Origin of the sequence: Staphylococcus croceilyticus, from assembly GCF_002902575.1 — a bacterium.
GTDB lineage: Bacteria > Bacillota > Bacilli > Staphylococcales > Staphylococcaceae > Staphylococcus > Staphylococcus croceilyticus.
The window spans coordinates 1-23,393 of sequence record NZ_PPRD01000004.1 but is presented as its reverse complement, the minus strand read 5'-3'; the positions used below and the strand labels follow the sequence as shown (position 1 = coordinate 23,393).

Genomic DNA, 23,393 nt, shown 5'->3' with positions numbered 1-23,393 from the left:
TATTACTTTATTGAATAATGTTATAGATTTTAAAACTAAACCTATTAACACTAAAATAATAAAAGTTACCTTAAAAATCGGGGATGAAAAAATAAATTATGAAAAAGAGTTTTACATTTAACACGAAAGGCTTTATTAGTAGCTATACTTTATTTCTATTTATTATTTATTTATCAATAATCACTTTTTATACTACACAATTTAGTATAAAATTGAAGACAATTCATAATATCAATCACTATTATGATAATGCTATTATTGAAAAATTGAAAAAAGGTGATTCAACTGAACGATAAACAATTGCCTATAATATTCATTGGCTTTATGGGAACAGGAAAAAGTACTATTGGTGAATTTCTTTCACTAGAAGAACAATTAACATTTATTGATTTAGATTCTTATATTGAAATAGAAGAACATAAAACTATACCTGAAATATTTGAACAAATCGGAGAAAATGGTTTTAGAAAATTAGAATATAAATATTTAAAAGAATGCGTCTCAAAATATGATGTTATTTCTACAGGTGGGGGCGTAATAGAAAACAGTGATTCTTTAAATCTTTTGAAGCAATTAACAAATGTCATTTGGTTAGATTGTCACATTGATACAATTTATCGACGAATCGTAAACGACCCTCATAGACCTAATGCTAAAAATAAGACTAAAAATCAGTTAAAAAACTTGTATTTATCAAGGGTTTCAAGATATAATGAAATCGCATTCATGAAAGTGAATAGTGAAAAAACAATCAAAGAAATTTATGATTTAATCATAAATCATCTATCTTGCGGTTGATCAGTATTAGAGAGAATATTGATAATCATATGTATCTTATATAAGTGTAATAGATTCCACTGTGATTTTTCTTTATCGCCGAAGGTGCAAGTATAATACGAAACTCTCAGGCAAAAGGATAATACTGTTACGCATTCCTGGATTAAGTGTATAAACAGGGTAGCAATTTGCTACTCTGTTTTTTTATAAAAATTATAGGGGGTTTTCAAATGACAAGCGAATTAAAAAAAACACCATTGTATCAAAATTACGTAGATAGTGGTGCTAAAATAGTAGAATTCGGTGGATGGGCTATGCCTGTTCAGTTTACAAGTATCAAAGAAGAACATAATGCAGTTAGATATAATGTAGGTATGTTCGATGTTAGCCACATGGGAGAAATCTCAATTAAAGGTAACGATGCTAGTAAATTTGTCCAATACTTATTATCAAACGATACTAACAATTTAACTGATACTAAAGCACAATATACTGCTTTATGTAATGAAGAAGGCGGTATCATTGATGACTTGGTAACATATAAATTAGGCGAAAACGATTATTTATTAATTGTTAATGCTGCTAACACTGACAAAGACTATGATTGGGTGCAAAAGCAATCAGCTAATTTTGATGTTGAATTATCAAATATTTCTGATCAATATGGTCAATTAGCTGTTCAAGGTCCTAAAGCTAGAGATTTAGTTAGTGAATTAGTTGATGTTGATGTAAGTGAAATGAAACCATTTGATTTTAAACAAGGTGTTACGTTATTTGGTAAAAATGTTATTTTATCTCAATCTGGTTACACTGGCGAAGATGGCTTTGAAATCTATTGCGATGCTAAAGATACGGTAGATATCTGGAATGGCTTTATCTCACATGATGTTGTTCCTTGTGGATTAGGTGCAAGAGACACATTAAGACTTGAAGCTGGATTACCTTTACATGGTCAAGATCTTAATGAATCTATCACTCCGTACGAAGGCGGTATCGCTTTTGCTGCTAAACCATTAATCGAAGAAGACTTTATTGGTAAATCAGTATTAAAAGATCAAAAAGAAAATGGTTCTGAACGTAGAACTGTTGGTTTAGAATTACTTGAAAAAGGTATCGCAAGAACTGGTTATCCAGTATTAGATTTAGATGGCAATCAAATCGGGGAAGTTACATCTGGAACTCAATCACCTTCATCAGGTAAATCAATTGCAATGGCAATTATTAAACGTGATGAATTTGAAATGGGCAGAGAATTACTAGTTCAAGTACGTAAAAGACAGCTAAAAGCTAAAATCGTTAAGAAAAATCAAATCGAAAAATAATTAAGGGGTGTGTATTGTGAGTCATCGTTATATACCATTAACTGAAAAAGATAAAAAAGAAATGTTAGAGACTATTGGTGCTAATTCTATTAATGAATTATTTGGTGATGTACCAGAAGATATTTTATTAAACAGGGATTTAAATATCGCTAGTGGTGAAGCTGAAACAACTTTATTAAAAAGATTAAGCAGAGTAGCTAATAAAAATATTACTAAAGAAACACATGCATCATTCTTAGGTGCTGGTGTGTATGATCACTATGCACCTGCAGTAGTAGATGCAATGATTTCTCGTTCAGAATTCTATACAGCTTATACACCTTACCAACCAGAAATTTCTCAGGGTGAATTACAAGCTATTTTTGAATTCCAAACGTTAATTTGTGAATTAACTAGTATGGATGTAGCTAACTCTTCAATGTATGATGGTATCACTAGTTTCGCTGAAGCTTGTATCTTAGCTTTCAACCATACTAAAAAGAATAAAATTGTCGTTTCAAAAGGCCTTCACTATCAAGCATTACAAGTACTTAAAACTTATGTAAAAGTTCGTGAAGAATTTGAAATTGTAGAAGTTGATTTAGATGGTACAATCACTGATTTAGAAAAATTAGAACAAGCTGTGGATGATGAAACAGCTGCTGTTGCTGTTCAATATCCAAACTTCTACGGTTCAATTGAAGATTTAGAAAAAATTCATTCATTTATTGAAGATAAAAAAGCTTTATTTATCGTATATGCTAACCCATTAGCTTTAGGTTTATTAACTCCTCCAGGTTCATTTGGCGCAGATATCGTAGTAGGTGATACTCAACCATTCGGTATCCCAACTCAATTCGGTGGACCACACTGTGGTTACTTCGCCACTACTAAAAAATTAATGCGTAAAGTACCAGGTAGATTAGTAGGTGAAACTCAAGATGATGACGGTAACAGAGGCTTTGTATTAACATTACAAGCTCGTGAACAACATATTCGTCGTGACAAAGCGACTTCAAATATTTGTTCTAACCAAGCTCTTAATGCTTTAGCTTCATCAATTGCTATGTCTGCTCTTGGTAAACAAGGTGTTTATGATATTGCAGTTCAAAACTTAGAACACGCTAATTATGCAAAAAATCAATTTAAAGAAAATGGTTTTGAAGTATTAGATGGAACATCATTTAACGAATTCGTAGTTAAATTTGATAAACCAATCAAAGAAGTAAACAAACAATTAGCTGAAGAAGGCTTTATTGGTGGCTTTGATTTAGGTGAAGCATCTAGTGACTTTGAAAATCATATGTTAGTAGCTGTTACTGAATTAAGAACAAAAGATGAAATAGATACATTTGTTAAGAAAGCTGGTGAGCTAAATGGTAGTAAGTAAATCAAGTCCATTAATTTTCGAAAGATCTAGAGCAGGTAGATATGCATACTCATTACCTCAAAGCGATATTAAAGGTAATTCTGTTGAAAACATTTTAGATGATAAGTTCATCCGTAAAGATAAAGCAGAATTCCCAGAGGTAGCTGAATTAGATTTAGTACGTCATTACACTGAACTTTCTAATAAAAACTTTGGTGTAGATTCTGGTTTCTATCCACTAGGTTCATGTACAATGAAATACAATCCAAAAATCAATGAAAGAGTAGCACGTATTCCAGGATTCGCTGAATCTCATCCATTACAAGAAGAAGAACAAGTACAAGGTTCTCTTGAAATTATTTATAGTTTACAAGAAGAGTTAAAAGAAATTACAGGTATGGATGAAGTTACTTTACAACCAGCAGCTGGTGCCCACGGTGAATGGACAGCTTTAATGATTTTTAAAGCTTATCACATTGCTAATGGTGAAGGTCATCGTGATGAAGTTATCGTTCCTGACTCAGCACATGGTACTAACCCAGCGTCAGCTTCATTTGCAGGCTTCAAATCTGTAACTGTTAAATCGAACGAACGTGGCGAAGTTGATATTGAAGACTTAAAACGTGTTGTAAATGAAAACACAGCAGCAATCATGTTAACAAACCCTAACACTTTAGGTATTTTCGAAAAAAATATCATGGAAATCCGTGAAATCGTTCACGAAGCAGGCGGTTTATTATACTATGATGGTGCAAACTTAAACGCTATTATGGATAAAGTTCGTCCTGGCGATATGGGATTTGATGCTGTACACTTAAACTTACACAAAACATTCACTGGTCCACACGGTGGCGGTGGTCCTGGTTCAGGTCCAGTAGGGGTTAAAAAAGAATTAGCTAGTTATCTTCCTAAACCAATGGTTATTAAAGATGGCGATACATTCAAATACGATAATGATATGGAAAATTCTATCGGTCGTGTTAAACCATTCTATGGTAACTTTGGAATCTACTTAAGAGCGTACACTTATATTAGAACAATGGGTGCTGAAGGTTTAAGAGAAGTATCAGAAGCTGCAGTACTTAATGCAAACTACATTAAAGCACGCTTAAAAGAACGTTACGAAATTCCTTACGATCAATACTGTAAACATGAATTTGTACTTAGTGGTTCTAAACAAAAAGAACACGGCGTTCGTACATTAGATATGGCTAAACGTTTATTAGACTTTGGTGTTCATCCACCAACTATCTACTTCCCATTAAACGTGGAAGAAGGTATGATGATTGAACCTACTGAAACTGAATCTAAAGAAACATTAGATTACTTCATTGATGCAATGTTACAAATTGCTGATGAAGCTGAAAATAATCCTGATATCGTTTTAGAAGCACCTCACACTACAATCATTGATAGATTAGATGAAACTACGGCTGCTCGTAAACCGGTATTAAAATTCGAAAAATTACATGAAGAGAAAAAATAATTCATTGTAAATAGAAAGACAGGCACAATAAAAGTTTGTGCCTGTCTTATTTTCATTATATTAGTTACATCTTTATCATCTATATAAAAGCAAAAGAAAACTCTTAGAGCTTATCTCTAAGAGTTCATCATTGGTACTGGCAATCAACTATTTTTTAGTTTTAATCTTGCCAGTCCATTTTTTATATCCGCCTTTAAGCATATAAATATCTTTATAGCCATTCTTTTTAAGAATACGTGCTGCACGATAACCAGCAACACCATTAGTATCACAAAGATAAATAGGTTGGTCTTTTCTTAACCCTTGGAATCTTTGGCTAAACATTGAAATTGGAATATTACGTGCACCATTGATATGACCATAGTCATAATCAACTTTTTCTCGTACATCGATGACTTGAGCTTTTCTTAAGCCTTTATGAAATTCATTTTGTTCTAATTCTGTTACAGCACGTTTATTGATAAACCAATTTCCTAACATGTAAAGAATAATTAAGACTATAATAACCAATGCTATAATCAAAGATACATTCATATTGCATCCTCCCTAATTAACCGATATTATAATTATAAGGCTGTTAGCGCAATTTATCAAAATTTTTTTATTGTCTAATTATGGCTTTATTTAATTTAATACTAATTTATATATATGATTTATAAATAAAGAAAAAGTTGTGAATGGAGTTTTTTTATGACTGAAACATGGAATTTCATTAATACTGGAAGTCATGATCCATACTATAATATGGCTATGGACGAAGCTTTATTAAATTTTGTTTCTCGAGGAGAAATTGATCCAGTAATACGATTTTATACATGGAATCCTGCAACATTATCGGTAGGATATTTTCAAAGATTAACAAAAGAAATAGATATTGATAAAGTTAAAGAAAAAGGATTTGGCTTAGTACGCCGTCAAACAGGTGGACGAGGCGTTTTACACGATAAAGAGTTAACATATAGTGTTATCGTTCCAGAATCTCATCCTGACATGCCATCTACTGTAACAGAAGCTTATAGAGTTATTTCAGAAGGTCTTTTAGAAGGATTTAAAATCTTGGGATTTGATGCTTATTTTGCTATTCCACGTTCGAAAGAAGAAAGAGAAAAGTTAAAACAACCTAGAAGTGCAGTTTGTTTTGATGCACCAAGTTGGTATGAACTAGTAGTTGAAGGACGTAAAATAGCAGGTAGTGCTCAAACTCGTCAAAAGGGCGTTATATTACAGCATGGTTCTTTACTTCAAGATGTAGATATAGATGAATTATTTGATATGTTTATTTTCAAAAATGACCGTTTGAAAGATAAAATGAAAAAAGCATTTGTAGATAAAGCTGTCGCAATAAATGATATTGCCGATCGTCACATCTCAATTGAAGAGATGGAAAAAGCATTTGAAGAAGGATTCAAAAAAGGTTTAAATATCAACTTCAAACCTTTAACTTTAACAGATGCTCAACTAGCAGAAGTGAAGGAACTAGAAGAAAAATATCGTTCAGATGAATGGTTATATAAAAAATAATTAATAAAAGAGGCTGAAAAATGTAAAGACTAAAGGCAAGAGCGAAGTAGGATTGCCTAATCAGATTTACATTAATAATTCAGCCTCTTTAATATTTATGGTTATTTGTGATTGTGTCGATTGCGTCGTTTATACTTTCTTACTGCTTTTCTATATTTTCTTTGGTCTTCAGTAAGAAAGAAGAAGTAATAAATAAGATAAATAATACCTGCAATAATAGCAAAAGTAAAAATTGTTTTGACAAACGACATTAAGAATACATTTAGATTTAAAATTAATCCAATTGCTGCAATCGCTAAAACAATATAAAAAATTACATTTTTCAATTAAAAAACTCCTATGATTCAGAATTACTAGATAGATTGATTTGTGATAATTTAGTACGTCCTTGACTTAATTTATCTTTATCATTAGATTCATATCCATTTCTAATATCTTTAAATGCAGATTGAATTTTTTTATTTAGCATTTTAATATTTTTATCTGCATTTTCATTATTGTCGCTCATTTTATTTTTAGATACCGAACTTTTGTATTTACTATAAGCATCATCTATATCATTAGAAAGTGAATTGAGTTTCTCTAAATTTTTATTTTTGTCTTCTTTTTTCTTTTTAGTTAAATCAAGATCATTAAAATTCCCAATGACTTTTGTAATATCTTGATAATATTGGGAACTGGCATTTAAAATTTCTGTTTCATTATTATTATCTACCGTTTGTGAAACATTTTTCTTATCGTTATTTAAAGCATTTAGTTGTGATTTCTGATCACTGATATCTTGATTTAGTTGTTGAATATCGAGTTTCAAGTTGTGGTTTTCATCTCGTAATTTAGTTGTTTTATCTTCTAAAGGACCTAAGTTTTGAGCACCACAGCCAACTAGCAAACACGAAGCTCCTATAATCATTATTAATTTTTTCATGTAAATCTCCCTAAATCAAAATCTATTTATTCGAAAATAAGTATGATATCATTTTAATGTAAATAATTAAAATGTACAAACGTTATACAAGAGGTGAACGATATGGACAAAATAGCGAAAATTCATGATTTACTTAACAAACAAGATTTAGATGCAATAGTGGTTTTATCAGATTATAATCGTCGATATATTTCTGAGTTTACTGGGACAAGTGGCGCACTTCTCATATCAAAAAATGAGAATAAACTAATTACAGACTTCCGTTATATTGAACAAGCGACTAATCAAGCTGTTAACTTTGAAATTATCAACAGAAGTGGAAGTATTAATGATGAGATTATTTCAATCATAAATAGTCAAAATTTTCAAAAAGTAGGCTTTGAAGGTCATTTAGTGAGTTATGATACATATCAAATTCTTAACCAAGCTTCTGCTCAATTGGTTAGTATAGGAAATGAAATTGAACACATTAGAGAAATTAAGACTCCTGAAGAAATAGAGAAAATTAAAGTTGCCGCTAAAATTGTAGACGATACTTATAACTATCTTTTAGAAACAGTTAAAGCTGGAATGACTGAAAGGGAAGTAAAAGCATTACTAGAAAGTAAAATGTTAGAACTTGGTGCTGACGGTCCTTCATTTGATACTATCGTAGCTTCAGGTTACAGAGGCGCTTTACCTCATGGTGTAGCAAGTGATAAAGTCATTGAACAAGGAGATATGATTACTTTAGACTTTGGTGCTTATTATAGAGGTTATTGTTCAGATATTACGCGTACTTTCGCTATAGGCGAACCTGATGCTAAATTAAAAGAAATCTATGATATCGTTCTTAAATCACAAATTAAGGCTATCAATGAAATTAAACCTGGTATGAGTGTAGAAGAAGCTGATGCATTATCTAGGGATTATATTGACGCACATGGATATGGTGCAGAATTTGGCCATTCTTTGGGTCATGGTATTGGTTTAGAAATTCATGAAGGACCATTATTGTCAAAAAATTCAAATGGTACAATTGAAGTAAATAACTGTGTTACTATTGAACCAGGTATTTATGTCGACGGTCTTGGTGGGGTACGTATAGAAGATGACATTTTAATCACTGAAAATGGTTGTGAAGTCTTTACTAAATGTACGAAAGACCTTATTATTTTATAGTAAGCGTATAATTGAGGAGGAAACTGAATGATTTCGGTTAATGATTTTAAAACAGGTTTAACTATTTCTGTAGATAATGGTATTTGGAAAGTTATTGATTTCCAACACGTAAAACCAGGTAAAGGTTCTGCCTTTGTACGTTCTAAATTACGTAACTTAAGAACTGGCGCTATTCAAGAAAAAACATTTAGAGCTGGTGAAAAAGTAGAACAAGCTATGATTGAAAACCGTCGTATGCAATACTTATATGCTGATGGTGACAATCATGTATTCATGGATAATGAAACATTTGATCAAATTGAGTTATCAGGCGATTACTTAAAAGACGAATTAAAATTCTTAAAAGCTAACATGGAAGTTCAAATCCAATCATACGAAGGTGAAACAATTGGAGTTGAATTACCAAAAACTGTTGAATTAGAAGTTACTGAAACAGAACCTGGTATCAAAGGTGATACTGCAACTGGTGCTACTAAATCTGCTACAGTTGAAACAGGTTATACTTTAAACGTACCTTTATTCGTAAATGAAGGTGACATTTTAGTCATCAACACTAGCGATGGTAGCTATATTTCAAGAGGTTAATAGTTAACTTTGGATTCTAAAAACTCTAAGACATAATTTTTGTCTTAGAGTTTTTTATTATTTCAATAGTAGCTAATTGTTTGAAAATGTACCCGATTTTCATTTTCAAATAAAAAAACGTCATAAATTATTACTAAGCGTTTGAATTGAAAAATGACACATGCTTGAATTGGTTGAAACAGTCAAGTAAAATAGATTGGTAGATGAAAACAAAGTCAAGGAGTTATCCACTTATGAATTTTAAAGAAATAAAAGAATTAATCGAAATTCTTGATCAATCAAGTTTAACTGAAATTAATATTGAAGATAATAAAGGTAGCGTTGTTAACTTAAAAAAACAAAAAGAAACTGAAATCATTACCCCTCAATACGCACAACCACAAGCACCTGTAGTTGCGCCACAACCTACAGCTTCTCAACCTCAAACAACAGAAGCTACACCATCAACGAATTCTGATAGTGCTTCTGATGCAGATGCTAACTACCAAACAATTAATGCGCCTATGGTCGGTACGTTTTATAAATCGCCGTCTCCAGAAGAAGACGCATATGTTAAAGTAGGCGACAAAGTATCTGATGATTCAACAGTTTGTATATTAGAAGCTATGAAGTTATTTAATGAAATACAAGCAGAGATTTCTGGTGAAATCGTAGAAATATTGGTAGAAGACGGACAAATGGTAGAGTATGGCCAACCGTTATTTAAGGTGAAATAATGAAAAAAGTATTAATTGCTAACCGTGGGGAAATTGCGGTTAGAATTATTAGAGTATGTCATGATTTAGGTATTCAAACTGTTGCAATCTATTCTGAAGGAGATAAAGACGCGCTACATACTCAAATTGCTGATGAAGCATATTGCGTCGGTCCTACACAGTCTAAAGATTCATATTTAAATATTCCTAATATCTTATCTATAGCAACGTCTACAGGTTGTGATGGCGTTCATCCAGGTTATGGATTTTTAGCTGAAAATGGTGATTTCGCTGAATTATGTGAAGCATGTCAATTGAAATTTATTGGACCTAGCTATGAATCTATTCAAAAGATGGGTATTAAAGACGTAGCTAAAGCGGAAATGATAGCAGCAAACGTTCCAGTTGTACCTGGTAGTGATGGCTTAGTTGAAACAATAAGTGATGCTAAAAAAATTGCTAATGAGATTGGATATCCAGTAATTATCAAAGCTACTGCTGGTGGCGGTGGTAAAGGAATTCGTGTCGCTCGCAATGAAAAGGATTTAGAAAACGGTTATCGTATGACGCAACAAGAAGCAGAAACTGCATTCGGCAATGGTGGACTGTATCTTGAAAAATTCATCGAAAACTTCCGTCACATTGAAATTCAAGTGATTGGTGATCAGTTTGGTAATGTCATTCATTTGGGTGAACGTGATTGTACAATTCAAAGACGTATGCAAAAGTTAGTAGAAGAATCTCCTTCTCCAATTCTTTCTGATAAAATACGTCAAGAAATGGGAGACGCTGCTGTCAGAGCTGCTAAGGCCGTTAATTATGAAAACGCAGGTACTATTGAATTTATTTATGATTTAAATGACGATAAATTCTACTTTATGGAAATGAATACGCGTATTCAAGTAGAACATCCAGTAACTGAAATGGTAACAGGTATCGACTTAGTTAAACTTCAATTAAAAGTAGCTATGGGCGAACCTCTACCTTATAAACAAGAAGATATTTCAATTAGTGGTCATGCAATTGAATATAGAATTAACGCTGAGAATCCATACAAAAACTTTATGCCTTCTCCAGGAAAAATAACACAATATATAGCGCCAGGTGGATATGGTGTGCGAATTGAATCAGCATGTTATACCAATTACACAATACCTCCATATTATGACTCAATGGTAGCTAAATTAATCGTTCATGAACCAACTAGAGATGAAGCGATTATGACTGGTATTAGAGCATTAAGTGAGTATCTAATTTTAGGAATTGATACAACAATTCCATTCCATTTAAAATTAATGAATAACAATATTTTTAGAAGTGGTAATTTTAATACAAATTTCTTAGAAAAGTATAATATTATGGGTGATACTGAGTAGGAGGTTAAATCAAATGGTAAAAGTAGCAGATTATTCAAATTCTAATTTAGGTAAAGTTGAAATAGCGCCTGAAGTTATCTCAGTTATTGCGAGCATCGCAGTATCTGAGATAGAAGGAGTAACAGGACATTTCGCCGACTTAAATCATACTAACTTAGAAAAAATCAGTAGAAAGAATTTAAGTAAAAATTTAAAAATTGAAGCAAAAGATGATGGTATTCACATTGATGTATACTGTTCGATTAAACATGGCGTTAAAATCTCTAAATTTGCAAGTAAAATCCAAGCAAATATTTTCAATTCTATTAAAACAATGACTGCTATTGAACCTAAAGAGATTAACATCCATATCATGCATATTACTGCTGAATAGATTAGAACAAATATTAAAATAAGGAGTTTGTTATGAGTCGTAAAGAATCTAGAAAACAAGCATTTCAAACATTATTTCAATTAGAAATGAAAGATACGGACTTGACTATTAATGAGGCAATTAACTTTATTAAAGATGATTACCCAGATTTAGATTTTGATTTCATTCATTGGTTAGTTACGGGTGTCAAAGATCATGAACCAGTACTTGATGAAACAATCGAACCTAAACTTAAAGATTGGTCAATCCAACGTTTATTAAAAAGTGATCGTATCATTTTACGTATGGCTACTTTTGAACTTCTTCATAGTGAAACACCTCCTAAAGTAATTATTAATGAAGCTGTCGAACTTACTAAACAATTTAGTGATGACGATCATTACAAATTTATCAACGGTGTATTAAGTAATATAAAAAAATAGTATTGAGTGATGTCTATGTCTGAATATCTAAGTGTATCAACTCTAACCAAATATATTAAATACAAATTTGATCAAGATCCACATTTACAATCAGTACTTCTTAAAGGTGAGTTATCAAATTTTAAAAAGCATTCAAGTGGTCATCTGTATTTTAATGTTAAAGATAAAGATAGCGTTATCAGTGCAATGATGTTTAAAGGGAATGCTTCTCAACTTACGTTTGACCCTAAAGAGGGCGATGAAGTTTTACTTGAAGCTAGAGTTTCAGTATATGAACGTCGAGGAAATTATCAAATCTACGTTAATAAAATGGAACTAGATGGTATTGGTAATCTTTATCAAAAGCTTGAAGAACTCAAACAAAAGTTAGCTAAAGAAGGCTTTTTCAATAGAGAATATAAAAAAGCGATACCTAAATATCCTAAAAAAATTGCAATTTTGACTGCAAGTACGGGTGCGGCTATTCGTGATATTCATTCAACAATTAATAGCCGTTATCCTCTTGTAGAGAAGATTTCAATTAGCACTTTAGTACAAGGGGCTCAAGCTAAAAATGATATTATTGAAAAAATTGAATACGCTGATAGTTTAAATGTTGATACTATTATTTTGGGTCGTGGTGGGGGTTCCATAGAAGATTTATGGAACTTTAATGAAGAAGATGTTGTAAAAGCTATTTTTAATTGCAAAACGCCTATTATATCAGCGGTCGGGCATGAAACTGATTTTACGTTGAGTGATTTTGTAGCCGATGTTAGAGCTGCAACACCTACCCAAGCAGCAGTAATTGCCACACCAGATCAATATGAGCTATTGCAACAAATTAAGCAGTATCAATTTTCCTTAACGAAATTTATTAAACAATACGTTGAAAAGCAACATAAACATTTAGATTATTTAGCGTCATATTATAAATTCAAGCAACCATCATTATTATATGACCAACAAATTCAACGACGCGATGATTTGGAGAAACAATTAAGACAAAATCTGTTGCTAAGTATTGAAAGTAAGAAAAATAACATTAAATTATTGCAAAATCATTTTAATTTAAAAAATTTCAATCGAACTATTTTACAAAATCAAAAAACAGTTTCAAGTCATCGTCATCGTTTAATAAATGTAACCAATCAAGCTATTAAAAATAGTAGAGTTAAATTACAAAACAAAGTAGAACAACTTAATAATTTAAGTCCTACTAATATCATGTTAAGAGGTTATACAATTGTTAATAAAAATGATAAAGTCATAACAAGTACACATGATTTAAAAGAAAACGACGAGATTACATTATCTATGAAAGATGGTAGTGTCAAAGCTACTGTTAAGAAAGTTAGGTGTAAAGATGAGTAAAGAACAACAAAGTTTTGAAGAAATGATGCAAGAATTAGAAAATATAGTTCAAAAGCTAGATAATGAAACTGTGTCATTAGAAGAATCATTGAACTTATACCAACGTGGAATGAAATTATCTGCAGCTTGCGAAACGACTTTAAAAGATGCTGAAAACAAAGTAAATCAATTAATTAAAGATGAAACAGAGGGTGCCGATAATGAGTAAATTATCAACAAATGAATTAATTGAACAAATTAATACTTTACTTGATAAAAGAATTGAAGATTCTTCACTTAATACAAATTTAGAAGAAAGTATGCGTTATTCTCTAAATGCTGGTGGTAAACGCATTCGTCCTTTACTTGTTTTATTAACGCTCAATGTTTTAAATGAAGATTATAATAAAGGGCTTCAAACAGCATTAGCACTTGAAATGATTCACACTTATTCACTTGTGCATGATGACTTGCCGGCCATGGATAATGACGATTATAGACGAGGCAAACTCACAAATCATAAAGTATATGGTGAATGGAAAGCTATACTTGCTGGTGATGCTTTATTAACTAAAGCATTCGAAGTCATAGCTAATGATAAATTACTTAAACCTGACGTTAAAGTAAAAGTCATCTCTCGTTTAGCCCATGATAGTGGCCATTTAGGTATGGTGGGTGGTCAAACATTAGATATGGAGAGTGAAGATAGCTCAGTAGATTTAACCACATTAGAGCAAATTCATAGAGCCAAAACAAGTGCGTTATTACAGTTTGCTATTTTAAGTGCGGCTGATATTGCTGAAGTGAACGAGAGTATTTCAACTGCATTAGAAAAATTTAGCGATAATCTAGGTTTAATGTTCCAAATTAAAGATGATTTATTAGATATCTATGGCGATGAACAAAAACTAGGTAAAAAAGTGGGTAGCGACTTAGAAAACAATAAAAGCACTTACGTTTCTTTATTAGGTAAAGATGGTGCTGAAGAAAAATTAGAATGGCATAGAAATGCAGCAATTGAAGCGCTAAATTCGCTTAAAACTCATTATGATATTACACCTTTATTAGACATAGTTGAATTATTTTATAATAGAGATCACTAAACGACAAAATATTAATTAAAAAAATCCTTCTAAGCATCTATACTTAGAAGGATTTTTATTTTTTATAAAATATATAGATTTGTTATAAATAAAAGGAAATATTGTTTTAATATGTATAAGTTTATACATTTAGATGTAAAAAATATATTCTTATGAACACCAATCAATATGAAAATTAACCTTGAATATCTGATATGACAACCTTTATAAGTAGTTAACTTTAGTAGTAGTTCCAAAAAGGTTATGTTAAAATCATTGTATAAATATTCGAAACTAGGAGTGTTCACAATGGCAAAAAAATCAGTGAGACATATAAAAATCCGAGAAATTATCTCAAGTGAACAGATTGAAACACAAGATGAACTAGTTAAACGTCTTAATGAATATGATTTAAATGTTACACAAGCAACCGTTTCACGAGATATAAAAGAACTACAATTAATTAAAGTACCTACACCTTCAGGTCAATATGTTTATAGTTTACCAAATGATCGCAAATATCATCCGCTTGAAAAACTAGGACGTTACTTAATGGATTCATTTGTTAACATTGAAGGTACAGGAAACTTACTTGTTTTAAAAACACTTCCTGGTAATGCCCAATCTATCGGTGCTATTTTAGATCAAATCGATTGGGATGAAGTATTAGGAACAATTTGTGGTGATGATACTTGTCTTTTAATTTGTAAAGATGAAGAAGCAAGTAATACAATTAAAACTAGAATTTTTAATTTATTATAAGGATGCGATGAATTCATGTTACAAACCTTATCAATAAAACAATTTGCAATCATTGATGAACTGGAAATTCAATTTTCAGATGGTTTAACTGTCTTGAGTGGGGAAACTGGTTCCGGTAAATCGATTATTATTGATGCAATCGGACAATTGATTGGTATGCGTGCTTCATCAGACTATGTAAGGCATGGAGAGAAAAAAGCAATTATTGAAGGTATATTCGATATCGATAATAGTAAAGATGCTATATCTGTTCTGAAAAGCTTAGATATCGACATTGATGAAGACTTTTTATTAGTTAAAAGAGAAATTTTTAGTTCTGGCAAAAGTATATGTAAAATCAATAATCAAACTGTTACCCTTCAAGACTTGCGTAAAGTCATGCAAGAGCTGTTAGATATACATGGGCAACATGAAACGCAAGTATTATTAAAACAAAAATATCATCTCCAATTATTAGATGATTATGCTGAAGATAAATATTTAGATATTAAAGAAAAATATCTCCATCTATTTAATGAATATAAAAATAAAACTAAAGAATTAGAAGAACTTGAATCAGCAGACAAAGCTTTGTTACAACGTTTAGATTTGATGAAATTTCAATTTGAAGAATTAAAAGAAGCCTCTTTAAAAGAAGGAGAAACTGAACAACTTGAAGTTGACATTCGTCGAATTCAAAACTCTGAAAAGTTAAGTCTTGCCTTGAACAACGCACATGTCGCATTAACTGATGAACATGCTATTACAGATAGATTGTACGAATTTAGTAACCATTTACAGGCTATTAATGATATTCTTCCAAATAAATATAATAAATTAAAAGAAGATGTCGACCAATTCTACTATACTTTAGAAGATGCAAAGCATGAGTTATATGATGAAATGTCCAATACTGAGTTCGATGAGCAAGTGTTAAATGAACTTGAATCTAGAATGAATTTACTAAATAATCTTAAACGTAAATATGGAAAAGATATTAGTGAATTAATCACATACCAAGATAAACTTGAAAATGAAATTTCTAAAATTGAAAATTACGAAGAAAGTACTTCACAATTAAAAGAAGAAATTTCACAACTTTATAAAGAAGTACTTAATGTGGGTAAATCACTTTCTAAAGAACGTCGTAAAGTTGCGCGTGAATTAAGAGATCACATCGTTAAAGAAATTCAAAATTTACAAATGAAAGATGCAAATCTTGAAATTTCTTTCCAACCTCTTGATAAGCCGACAGTAGAAGGTATAGAATTTGTAGAATTCTTAATTAGCCCAAATAAAGGTGAACCGCTTAAAAGTTTAAATAAAATTGCTTCAGGTGGGGAACTGTCGCGTATTATGTTAGCGCTAAAAAGTATCTTCGTTCAATCCAGAGGCCAAACAGCGATTTTATTTGACGAAGTAGATTCAGGGGTATCAGGTCAAGCAGCACAAAAAATGGCTGAGAAAATGCGTGATATAGCACAATATATTCAAGTTATTTGTATCTCTCACTTACCTCAAGTTGCCTCTATGAGTGATCATCATTTATTAATTAGCAAAGCTTCTAATGAAGATCGAACTACAACTCATGTGAAAGAACTTGAAGACGGCGATAAAATAGATGAAATTGCGCGAATGATTTCAGGTGCAAGCGTGACTGATTTAACGCGTGAAAATGCTAAGGAAATGATTGAACAAAATCGTAGAAAATAGTTGTAGAGAATGATAAGGATTATTTTCAGAATTTATAAATTTGATGTAAAATAATTAAGTATAAATAATTTCAACTTATAAGAGGGTGTGAACTGAATCGTTTCACGCTCTCTATCTAAGTTTAGACAAGTTAGGAGTAAGAACATGTCTGAAAAACAGTATGACCTAGTTGTGTTAGGGGGAGGAACTGCAGGATATGTAGCAGCCATCCGTGCCTCACAATTGGGTAAAACAGTAGCTATCGTTGAACAATCTTTATTAGGGGGCACATGTTTACATAAAGGGTGCATTCCAACTAAAGCGCTATTAAAATCGGCTGAAGTGACACGCACAGTTAAAAAAGCGTCAAACTTTGGTGTGAACGTGGACGACTTTACGATTGATTTTTCAAAAATGATAGCAAGAAAAGCCGATATTGTTGAACAAATGTATAAAGGCGTTAACGCATTAATGCAAAAAAATCATATCGATGTTTACAATGGAACTGGCCGTATTATGGGCACTTCAATCTTTTCTCCACAAAGTGGTACAATATCAGTGGAATATAGTAATGGAGAGTCTGAATTATTGCCGAATCAATATGTATTGATTGCTACTGGTACGAGTCCTAGACCATTGCCATTCTTAGACTATGATAATGAACATATTATTTCGAGCAATGACTTATTAGAGATGACGGAATTGCCTGATAGTATAGCTATTATTGGCGGGGGTGTAATTGGACTTGAATTTGCTTCACTTTTAATTGATTTAGGCGTAAAGGTTTCAGTGATTGAAGCGAATGAACGTATCTTGCCTACTGAGAGTAGTCAAATCGCTAATTTTCTTAAAGATAATTTAGCACAGAGAGGCGTAACGTTTTTTGAAAATTGTCAATTAGATGAATCTTCAATTTCAATTAATGAGGACAAGGTATCAATAACGGTGAATAATGAACAATTTGTTGAAGCTGAAAAAGTTTTGATAGCTATAGGGCGTATACCTAATACATCTGACATAGGCTTGAATAATACAAAGATTAAAACAGATAACGCTGGCTACATCCAGGTTAATCATTTTCAACAGACAGAGGATGCACATATTTATGCAGCCGGTGATTGTATCGGAAAATTACAACTTGCACATGTCGCTTCAAAAGAAGGTGTGATAGCAGTTGAACATATGTTCAGTTCACCACCAATACCGTTAGATTATAATTTAATGCCTAAATGCGTATATACTTATCCTGAAATAGCATCCATTGGGATGAACAATGAAATGGCTAAATCTCAAGGGATAAATACACGTACATATAAAGCGTCATTTAACGCCATAGGAAAAGCTGTCATCGATGAAGATGCAAAGCAACGAGGATTTTGTGAAGTTGTCATCAATCAAGATAACGAGGAAATTATCGGTTTGAGCATGATAGGCGCGCATGCTTCTGAATTAATAAACGAAGCAGCATTATTACAGTTTATGAACGGTTCTGCATTAGAATTAGGTCTAACCACACATGCACATCCTTCCATATCTGAAATATTAATGGAAATAGGATTAAAAATAGAAAATAGAGCAATTCATGTTTAACAGGGAGGAAATATAGGATGATTGATTATAAATCTGTCGGCCTTACAGAAGAAGACCTCAAACAAATTTATAAATGGATGGATTTAGGAAGAAAAGTAGATGAAAGATTATGGTTGCTTAACCGCGCTGGTAAAATACCATTTGTAGTGAGTGGCCAAGGTCAAGAAGCAACACAAATCGGTATGGCTTATGCCATGAAAGAAGGAGACATCTCATCACCATACTATAGAGATTTAGCGTTTGTCACTTATATGGGTATTACTCCTTATGATACTATGCTAGCTTCATTTGGTAAAAAAGATGATATTAATTCTGGTGGTAAACAAATGCCGTCACATTTTAGTCATCGTGAAAAAGGTATAATATCTCAAAGTTCTCCAGTAGCGACGCAAATTCCACATTCTGTTGGAGCTGCCTTAGCTTTAAAGATGGACGGCAAAGCAAATATCGCTACAGCAACTGTAGGTGAAGGTAGTTCGAACCAAGGTGATTTCCATGAAGGATTAAACTTCGCAGGTGTTCATAAATTACCTTTTGTTTGTGTCATTATAAATAACAAATATGCGATTTCTGTACCTGATTCTCTGCAATATGCTGCAGAAAAGTTATCTGATAGAGCTGCGGGTTACGGCATCCACGGTGAAACTGTTGATGGCAACGATCCAATTGCTATGTATAAAGCAATGAAAGAAGCTAGAGAAAGAGCTTTAAATAAAGAAGGTGCAACGCTTATTGAAGCAGTTACTAGCCGTATGACACCTCATTCTTCAGATGATGATGATACATATCGTACTAAAGAAGAACGTGAAGCTTTGAAAACATTAGATTGCAATTTAAAATTTAAAGATTATTTATTAGAACAAGATATTATTGATGAAGAATGGTTAAGTGAAATTGAAGAAGAACATAAAACTATCGTAAATAAAGCAACTAAAGATGCTGAGCAAGCACCTTATCCTCCAGTAGATGAAGCGTATCAATATGTATATGATCCTGAAGGAGGTATAACTAATGACTAAAATGAGTTATATAGAGGCCATTCAACAAGCACAAGATTTAGCAATGGAACAAGATAAAAACGTCTTCATCTTAGGTGAGGATGTAGGGCGTAAAGGTGGCGTATTTGGTGCTACTCGTGGTTTACAAGAAAAATATGGGGTCGAACGCGTAATAGATACGCCGTTAGCTGAATCAAATATCATTGGTACTGCTATAGGGGCTGCAATGTTAGGAAAACGTCCAATTGCAGAAATCCAATTTGCTGATTTCATTTTACCTGCAGTAAATCAAATCATTAGTGAAGCTGCTAAAATGCGATATCGTTCAAATAATGACTGGCAGTGTCCTTTAACGATACGAGCACCATTCGGCGGAGGCGTCCATGGCGGTTTATATCATTCACAAAGTGTAGAAAGCATTTTTGCCTCTACACCTGGATTAACTATTGTTATCCCGTCTTCACCGTATGACGCTAAAGGACTATTATTATCATCTATTGAATCTAATGATCCAGTGTTATTCTTTGAACATAAGAAAGCGTATCGTTTCTTAAAAGAAGAAGTACCAGAAGATTATTATACTGTTCCATTAGGAAAAGCAGATATTAAACGTCAAGGTGAAGATATTACTGTGTTCACCTATGGATTATGCGTAAACTACTGTCTTCAAGCTGCCGATATTTTAGCTGCAGATGGTATTAGTGTAGAAGTTGTTGACTTACGTACTGTTTATCCTTTAGACAAACAAACAATTATTGAACGAGCTAAAAATAATGGCAAAATTTTACTTGTCACAGAAGATAATCTTGAAGGTAGCATTATGTCAGAAGTTTCGGCTATTATTGCTGAAAACTGCTTGTTTGATTTAGATGCACCAATCATGAGACTTGCTGGTCCTGACGTGCCTTCAATGCCATTTTCACCTAATCTTGAAAATGAAGTAATGATGAACCCTGACAAAATCTTAGATAAAATGCGCGAACTTGCGCAATTTTAAGGAGGCAATATTATGGATATTAAAATGCCAAAATTAGGGGAAAGTGTACACGAAGGCACGCTTGAACAATGGTTAGTCTCTGTGGGCGATCACGTTGACGAATATGATCCTCTATGTGAAGTGGTTACTGATAAAGTAACTGCAGAAGTACCTTCAACTAGTTCGGGTGTCATTACCGAACTATGTGTAAATGAAGGTGAAACAGTCGAGATTAGTCATGTGATTTGTAAGATTGATAGTGCAAATGAATCAGAGTCGAATAATAATGAAACCCAACAACTTAATGTAAATTTAAGTGGCGATGATCAACTTTCAATTAATAATGAAAATAACGTTCAGCATAGTAATGCAAATGTGCCTCAACAAACGCTTCAATCTGAGTCACAATCGCAATCATCTGCACCAAAAAATAATGGTCGTTTTTCTCCTGTAGTATTTAAAATTGCTTCGGAAAATAACGTAGATTTATCATTAGTACCTGGCACTGGCTTTGAAAATAGAGTAACTAAAAAAGATATCGAATCTTATATTAAATCAAGCCATAATAATACTTCTCAACCAACGCAATCATCTGCGTCACAAGGTGAATTAAAAACTCAAGATGTTCCAGTTACATCTCAATCATCTAATCAACATGACCAAGTAATTCCAGTAAAAGGTGTGCGTAAAGCAATTGCGCAAAATATGGTGACAAGCGTTACAGAAATCCCACATGGTTGGATGATGGTTGAAGTAGATGCTACTAATTTAGTAAAAACGAGAAATTATCATAAAAATAGTTTTAAAGAAAATGAAGGTTATAACTTAACGTATTTTGCTTTCTTCGTAAAAGCAGTGGCAGAAGCACTTAAAGCAAACCCACTCTTAAATAGTAGTTGGGATGGCAACGAGATTGTATTGCATAAAGAAATCAATATTTCAATTGCGGTAGCTGATGAAGATAAGTTATACGTTCCTGTCATTAAAAATGCAGATGAAAAATCTATAAAAGGTATTGCTAGAGAAATTAACGAATTAGCACTTAAAGCACGCAATGGTAAATTAACTCAAGAAGATATGTCAGGTGGTACATTTACTGTTAATAATACCGGAACATTTGGTTCTGTATCGTCAATGGGTATTATTAATCATCCTCAAGCTGCTATCTTACAAGTGGAATCGATTGTCAAACGACCTGTCGTTATTGATGACATGATAGCAATTAGAAGCATGGTGAATTTATGTATTTCTATTGACCATCGTATTCTTGACGGTGTACAAACAGGTCGCTTTATGTCTCAAGTTAAACAACGCATTGAGAATTATTCAATTGAAAATACTAATATCTATTAAATTTAATGAATGAGTTATATAACTGCTAGACAAGCTATTTGAACTCTGTTTATTAAATTAGTAGAATGACAATAACTAAAGAAATGATAGAAAGGTGATTCTCATGGATTTAAATTTTGATTTATATATGAATGGCGTGGTAGAGCAAGCACGTAATGAAATTGAATCTGCAGGTTACGAACAATTAACGACTGCTGAAGAAGTAGATAAAGTATTACAACAAAACGGTACGTCTTTAGTTATGGTTAACTCTGTATGTGGTTGTGCAGGTGGTATTGCACGTCCTGCAGCTAGTCATGCATTACATTATGATAAATTACCTGATAGATTAGTAACAGTATTTGCTGGTCAAGATAAAGAAGCAACACAACAAGCACGAGATTATTTTGAAGGTTATGCACCATCAAGCCCATCTTTTGCTCTAATTAAAGATGGTAAGATTACTGAAATGATTGAACGTCATCAAATTGAAGGTCATGACGTTATGGATGTAATTAACCAACTTCAAAGTCTTTTCGAAAAATATTGCGAAGAAAGATAAGAGGAACCTACCTATGTTAAAGTTAAATCCTTATAAGATTGGATTTAGAACTCTTAAAACAGCGGTAGGGATAACGCTAGGCGTTATCTTAGCGAAATGGATAGGGCTTGATAATTATGCTTCAAGCGCTATCCTTATTGTTTTATGTATTAAACACACTAAAGTACATTCTGTACAAGCCATTGTATCACGAGTTGTTTCTTGTGTTTTGGTCCTATTAGTTGGCTCAATTATATTTAGTTTATTAGGTCAAAATGCGGTAGTACTTGGTTTAATCGTCTTATTATTTATTCCATTAACCGTTATGCTTAACGTTCAAGAGGGCGTTGTGACGAGTTGTGTTATATTGCTACATGTGTTTAATGCAAAAACAATTAATCTACATCTAATCATCAATGAACTACTCCTATTGACTATTGGCTTAGGAATTGCATTTATAATGAATTTAATTATGCCTAGTCTAGATAAGAAATTACTTGATTTTAAAAAAGAAGTGGAATCAGGATTTAAAAATATATTCAAATCCTATAGTGAAGCTTGTACCAATTATAATAATGATTTAGTTGTGTCTTTTGAAAAGATACAACTAGATATTCTAAAAGCTAAATCAATTGCTTTTAGAGATGTAAAAAATCACTTTGGTCGTAATGAAAATTCGTATTATCACTACTTTGATATGAGACAAGAACAACTTGATCTTTTACGTAGAATCCAACCTCTAATTCATCAGATTACAGTAGAGGATCCTTTAATAGAAGATATAGCTAATCTGCTAGCTGAAATTGGTGAAAACGTAAATAGTAATGATTATACCGCTTTAAGGTTGCATTCATTATATGAAATACGGTTATCCTTAGATGAATTACCTTTACCAAAGACGCATCAATCTTTAAAATCACGTGCAAGTATGATGCAAATCCTTAACGAATTAGAAGAATATTTAAATATCAAGTCTCAATTCGGTTCGTTAAGGTTACACAGTGAACTATAAATCATTTTCTTAAAAAATAAAGGCTCTACGTCAAATCGGACTGATGAGTCCTAATATTGAGATTAAGCAACCTTAGGTTGTTTAATCTCTTTTTTTGTTGTTGAGG

General features: G+C 32.3%; 25 protein-coding genes and 1 riboswitch. Of the genes, 22 read left to right on the top strand and 3 right to left on the bottom strand.

Annotated features, from left to right (window positions below; translation table 11 throughout):
• Positions 1 to 279: 279 nt before the first annotated feature.
• From CD128_RS00645 to gcvPB, 4 genes are all read left to right on the top strand, one after another.
• Entirely contained in the window at positions 280 to 798 is a 519-nt protein-coding gene (locus tag CD128_RS00645) for a shikimate kinase (protein ID WP_103328179.1), read from the top strand.
• Positions 795 to 930: riboswitch (glycine riboswitch) on the top strand. It overlaps the preceding gene by 4 nt.
• Positions 931 to 1,007: 77 nt before the next feature.
• Positions 1,008 to 2,099, top strand: coding sequence for a glycine cleavage system aminomethyltransferase GcvT (gene gcvT, locus CD128_RS00640; protein WP_103328177.1), 1,092 nt, complete (start codon positions 1,008 to 1,010; stop codon positions 2,097 to 2,099).
• Between the two features lie 16 nt (positions 2,100 to 2,115).
• Complete coding sequence (gene gcvPA / locus CD128_RS00635) at positions 2,116 to 3,468, top strand: aminomethyl-transferring glycine dehydrogenase subunit GcvPA (protein WP_103328176.1); 1,353 nt, start codon at positions 2,116 to 2,118, stop codon at positions 3,466 to 3,468.
• Positions 3,455 to 4,933, top strand: a complete 1,479-nt coding sequence (gcvPB, locus tag CD128_RS00630) for an aminomethyl-transferring glycine dehydrogenase subunit GcvPB (RefSeq protein WP_103328175.1) — start codon at positions 3,455 to 3,457, stop codon at positions 4,931 to 4,933. The genes gcvPA and gcvPB overlap by 14 nt, the downstream gene beginning before the upstream one ends.
• A gap of 147 nt (positions 4,934 to 5,080) precedes the next feature.
• On the opposite strand, the gene CD128_RS00625 is transcribed toward gcvPB, so the two are convergent.
• Positions 5,081 to 5,467, bottom strand: a complete 387-nt coding sequence (locus CD128_RS00625; protein WP_103328174.1) for a rhodanese-like domain-containing protein — start codon at positions 5,465 to 5,467, stop codon at positions 5,081 to 5,083.
• 156 nt (positions 5,468 to 5,623) lie between these two features.
• Here CD128_RS00625 and CD128_RS00620 point away from each other — a divergent pair, with 156 nt between their 5' ends.
• A complete protein-coding gene (locus CD128_RS00620; protein WP_103328173.1) occupies positions 5,624 to 6,454 on the top strand; it encodes a lipoate--protein ligase family protein in 831 nt (276 codons plus the stop codon).
• Positions 6,455 to 6,555: 101 nt separating this feature from the next.
• On the opposite strand, the gene CD128_RS00615 is transcribed toward CD128_RS00620, so the two are convergent.
• Positions 6,556 to 6,780, bottom strand: coding sequence for an SA1362 family protein (locus CD128_RS00615; protein WP_103328172.1), 225 nt, complete (start codon positions 6,778 to 6,780; stop codon positions 6,556 to 6,558).
• A gap of 11 nt (positions 6,781 to 6,791) precedes the next feature.
• A complete protein-coding gene (locus CD128_RS00610; RefSeq protein ID WP_415239146.1) occupies positions 6,792 to 7,343 on the bottom strand; it encodes a hypothetical protein in 552 nt (183 codons plus the stop codon).
• A gap of 138 nt (positions 7,344 to 7,481) precedes the next feature.
• On the opposite strand from CD128_RS00610, the gene CD128_RS00605 reads away from it, so the two are divergent.
• From CD128_RS00605 to CD128_RS00525, 17 genes are all read left to right on the top strand, one after another.
• On the top strand, positions 7,482 to 8,540 hold the full coding sequence (locus CD128_RS00605) for a M24 family metallopeptidase (RefSeq protein WP_103328170.1): 1,059 nt from the start codon (positions 7,482 to 7,484) through the stop codon (positions 8,538 to 8,540).
• 27 nt (positions 8,541 to 8,567) lie between these two features.
• Positions 8,568 to 9,125 (top strand): elongation factor P, encoded by a 558-nt coding sequence (gene efp / locus CD128_RS00600; protein WP_103328169.1) that lies wholly within the window; start codon positions 8,568 to 8,570, stop codon positions 9,123 to 9,125.
• Between the two features lie 233 nt (positions 9,126 to 9,358).
• Positions 9,359 to 9,841 (top strand): acetyl-CoA carboxylase biotin carboxyl carrier protein, encoded by a 483-nt coding sequence (gene accB / locus CD128_RS00595; RefSeq protein WP_103328168.1) that lies wholly within the window; start codon positions 9,359 to 9,361, stop codon positions 9,839 to 9,841.
• Positions 9,841 to 11,196 (top strand): acetyl-CoA carboxylase biotin carboxylase subunit, encoded by a 1,356-nt coding sequence (gene accC / locus CD128_RS00590; RefSeq protein ID WP_103328167.1) that lies wholly within the window; start codon positions 9,841 to 9,843, stop codon positions 11,194 to 11,196. The genes accB and accC overlap by 1 nt, the downstream gene beginning before the upstream one ends.
• A 13-nt stretch (positions 11,197 to 11,209) precedes the next feature.
• Positions 11,210 to 11,569: an Asp23/Gls24 family envelope stress response protein gene (locus tag CD128_RS00585; RefSeq protein ID WP_103328166.1), complete on the top strand. Its 360-nt coding sequence runs from the start codon at positions 11,210 to 11,212 to the stop codon at positions 11,567 to 11,569.
• Between the two features lie 32 nt (positions 11,570 to 11,601).
• Positions 11,602 to 11,991, top strand: a complete 390-nt coding sequence (nusB, locus tag CD128_RS00580; protein ID WP_103328165.1) for a transcription antitermination factor NusB — start codon at positions 11,602 to 11,604, stop codon at positions 11,989 to 11,991.
• 15 nt (positions 11,992 to 12,006) lie between these two features.
• Positions 12,007 to 13,344: an exodeoxyribonuclease VII large subunit gene (gene xseA / locus CD128_RS00575; protein WP_103328164.1), complete on the top strand. Its 1,338-nt coding sequence runs from the start codon at positions 12,007 to 12,009 to the stop codon at positions 13,342 to 13,344.
• Positions 13,337 to 13,552, top strand: a complete 216-nt coding sequence (locus CD128_RS00570; protein ID WP_103297135.1) for an exodeoxyribonuclease VII small subunit — start codon at positions 13,337 to 13,339, stop codon at positions 13,550 to 13,552. Before xseA ends, CD128_RS00570 begins: the two co-directional genes overlap by 8 nt.
• Complete coding sequence (locus CD128_RS00565) at positions 13,545 to 14,426, top strand: polyprenyl synthetase family protein (protein ID WP_103328163.1); 882 nt, start codon at positions 13,545 to 13,547, stop codon at positions 14,424 to 14,426. Before CD128_RS00570 ends, CD128_RS00565 begins: the two co-directional genes overlap by 8 nt.
• 288 nt (positions 14,427 to 14,714) lie before the next feature.
• Entirely contained in the window at positions 14,715 to 15,167 is a 453-nt protein-coding gene (ahrC, locus tag CD128_RS00560) for a transcriptional regulator AhrC/ArgR (RefSeq protein WP_103297133.1), read from the top strand.
• 15 nt (positions 15,168 to 15,182) lie between these two features.
• Positions 15,183 to 16,859, top strand: coding sequence for a DNA repair protein RecN (gene recN, locus CD128_RS00555; protein ID WP_103328162.1), 1,677 nt, complete (start codon positions 15,183 to 15,185; stop codon positions 16,857 to 16,859).
• Positions 16,860 to 17,003: 144 nt separating this feature from the next.
• Entirely contained in the window at positions 17,004 to 18,428 is a 1,425-nt protein-coding gene (gene lpdA, locus CD128_RS00550) for a dihydrolipoyl dehydrogenase (RefSeq protein WP_103328161.1), read from the top strand.
• A 17-nt stretch (positions 18,429 to 18,445) separates the two neighbouring features.
• Positions 18,446 to 19,447 carry a thiamine pyrophosphate-dependent dehydrogenase E1 component subunit alpha gene (locus CD128_RS00545; RefSeq protein WP_103328160.1) on the top strand — a complete coding sequence of 334 codons (1,002 nt, stop codon included), beginning with the start codon at positions 18,446 to 18,448 and terminating at the stop codon, positions 19,445 to 19,447.
• Entirely contained in the window at positions 19,440 to 20,423 is a 984-nt protein-coding gene (locus tag CD128_RS00540) for an alpha-ketoacid dehydrogenase subunit beta (protein WP_103328159.1), read from the top strand. The genes CD128_RS00545 and CD128_RS00540 overlap by 8 nt, the downstream gene beginning before the upstream one ends.
• A 12-nt stretch (positions 20,424 to 20,435) precedes the next feature.
• Positions 20,436 to 21,755: a dihydrolipoamide acetyltransferase family protein gene (locus CD128_RS00535; RefSeq protein WP_103328158.1), complete on the top strand. Its 1,320-nt coding sequence runs from the start codon at positions 20,436 to 20,438 to the stop codon at positions 21,753 to 21,755.
• A gap of 103 nt (positions 21,756 to 21,858) precedes the next feature.
• Positions 21,859 to 22,296: a bacilliredoxin BrxB gene (gene brxB / locus CD128_RS00530; protein ID WP_103328157.1), complete on the top strand. Its 438-nt coding sequence runs from the start codon at positions 21,859 to 21,861 to the stop codon at positions 22,294 to 22,296.
• Positions 22,297 to 22,309: 13 nt separating this feature from the next.
• A complete protein-coding gene (locus CD128_RS00525) occupies positions 22,310 to 23,287 on the top strand; it encodes an aromatic acid exporter family protein (protein ID WP_103328156.1) in 978 nt (325 codons plus the stop codon).
• Positions 23,288 to 23,393 lie beyond the last annotated feature (106 nt).

Coding starts and splice junctions, on each gene's coding strand:
- gcvT (WP_103328177.1), top strand. CDS start 1,008: ATGACAAGCGAATTAAAAAAAACACCATTGTATCAAAATTACGTAGAT.
- gcvPB (WP_103328175.1), top strand. CDS start 3,455: ATGGTAGTAAGTAAATCAAGTCCATTAATTTTCGAAAGATCTAGAGCA.
- CD128_RS00625 (WP_103328174.1), bottom strand. CDS start 5,467: ATGAATGTATCTTTGATTATAGCATTGGTTATTATAGTCTTAATTATT.
- CD128_RS00620 (WP_103328173.1), top strand. CDS start 5,624: ATGACTGAAACATGGAATTTCATTAATACTGGAAGTCATGATCCATAC.
- CD128_RS00605 (WP_103328170.1), top strand. CDS start 7,482: ATGGACAAAATAGCGAAAATTCATGATTTACTTAACAAACAAGATTTA.
- efp (WP_103328169.1), top strand. CDS start 8,568: ATGATTTCGGTTAATGATTTTAAAACAGGTTTAACTATTTCTGTAGAT.
- accB (WP_103328168.1), top strand. CDS start 9,359: ATGAATTTTAAAGAAATAAAAGAATTAATCGAAATTCTTGATCAATCA.
- accC (WP_103328167.1), top strand. CDS start 9,841: ATGAAAAAAGTATTAATTGCTAACCGTGGGGAAATTGCGGTTAGAATT.
- CD128_RS00585 (WP_103328166.1), top strand. CDS start 11,210: ATGGTAAAAGTAGCAGATTATTCAAATTCTAATTTAGGTAAAGTTGAA.
- nusB (WP_103328165.1), top strand. CDS start 11,602: ATGAGTCGTAAAGAATCTAGAAAACAAGCATTTCAAACATTATTTCAA.
- xseA (WP_103328164.1), top strand. CDS start 12,007: ATGTCTGAATATCTAAGTGTATCAACTCTAACCAAATATATTAAATAC.
- CD128_RS00570 (WP_103297135.1), top strand. CDS start 13,337: ATGAGTAAAGAACAACAAAGTTTTGAAGAAATGATGCAAGAATTAGAA.
- CD128_RS00565 (WP_103328163.1), top strand. CDS start 13,545: ATGAGTAAATTATCAACAAATGAATTAATTGAACAAATTAATACTTTA.
- ahrC (WP_103297133.1), top strand. CDS start 14,715: ATGGCAAAAAAATCAGTGAGACATATAAAAATCCGAGAAATTATCTCA.
- recN (WP_103328162.1), top strand. CDS start 15,183: ATGTTACAAACCTTATCAATAAAACAATTTGCAATCATTGATGAACTG.
- lpdA (WP_103328161.1), top strand. CDS start 17,004: ATGTCTGAAAAACAGTATGACCTAGTTGTGTTAGGGGGAGGAACTGCA.
- CD128_RS00545 (WP_103328160.1), top strand. CDS start 18,446: ATGATTGATTATAAATCTGTCGGCCTTACAGAAGAAGACCTCAAACAA.
- CD128_RS00540 (WP_103328159.1), top strand. CDS start 19,440: ATGACTAAAATGAGTTATATAGAGGCCATTCAACAAGCACAAGATTTA.
- CD128_RS00535 (WP_103328158.1), top strand. CDS start 20,436: ATGGATATTAAAATGCCAAAATTAGGGGAAAGTGTACACGAAGGCACG.
- brxB (WP_103328157.1), top strand. CDS start 21,859: ATGGATTTAAATTTTGATTTATATATGAATGGCGTGGTAGAGCAAGCA.
- CD128_RS00525 (WP_103328156.1), top strand. CDS start 22,310: ATGTTAAAGTTAAATCCTTATAAGATTGGATTTAGAACTCTTAAAACA.